The organism is Streptococcus sp. CCH8-H5 (genome assembly GCF_001556505.1).
Taxonomy (GTDB): Bacteria; Bacillota; Bacilli; order Lactobacillales; family Streptococcaceae; genus Streptococcus.
Map to the genome: position 1 here is coordinate 1 of NZ_LSIZ01000146.1, position 774 is coordinate 774.

Annotated in this window: 1 protein-coding gene; it reads left to right on the top strand. The window is 42.6% G+C overall.

Going from position 1 to position 774, the window contains the following annotated elements; genetic code table 11:
• Window positions 1–774: Rib/alpha-like domain-containing protein (locus AX663_RS09450; protein ID WP_269449973.1), on the top strand; the 774-nt coding region annotated here is incomplete at both ends.

The window sequence follows — 774 nt, forward strand, 5'->3', positions numbered from 1 at the left end:
ATGCGGATAAGAATAATCCAACAGCTAAGGCACAAACAGTAACACCAGGAACAACCCCAAATGCGCAAGATTCAATTGGCAATGTCGGTGACCTTCCAAACGGTACGAAGTTTGACTTCAAGACACCAGTGGATACAACAACTCCAGGAGATAAAGGAACAACAGTCGTTGTGACTTACCCAGATGGTTCAACGGATGAAGTGCCAGTTACTATCAAGGTTGTAGATCCTCGTACTGACGCAGATAAGAACACTCCAGTAGTGAAAGATCAAACTGTTAAACCAGGAGATAAACCATCTGCTAAAGATTCAATCGGTAATGTAGATGATCTTCCTAAAGGCACAACCGTAGAGTTCAAGACACCAGTGGACACAACAACACCAGGTGAAAAAGATGCGACAGTAGTGGTAACATACCCAGACGGTTCTAAGGATGAAGTTCCAGTTAAAGTAACTGTAAAAGATCCAAGTGCACCAGCTACAGATGCAGATAAGAACACTCCAGTATCGAAAGATCAAACTGTTAAACCAGGTGAAAAACCAAAAGCAGAAGATTCAATTGACAACCTCAAAGATCTTCCTAAGGGTACAACAGTAGCCTTCAAGGATCCAGTAGATACAACAACACCAGGTGACAAAGCACCAACAGTCGTTGTCACATACCCAGATGGTTCTAAGGATGAAGTTCCAGTTAAAGTAACTGTTAAAGATCCAAGTGCACCAGCTAAACCAGTTGTCGCTACAGACCTTACTGACAAAGCAGGTACTAAGACTC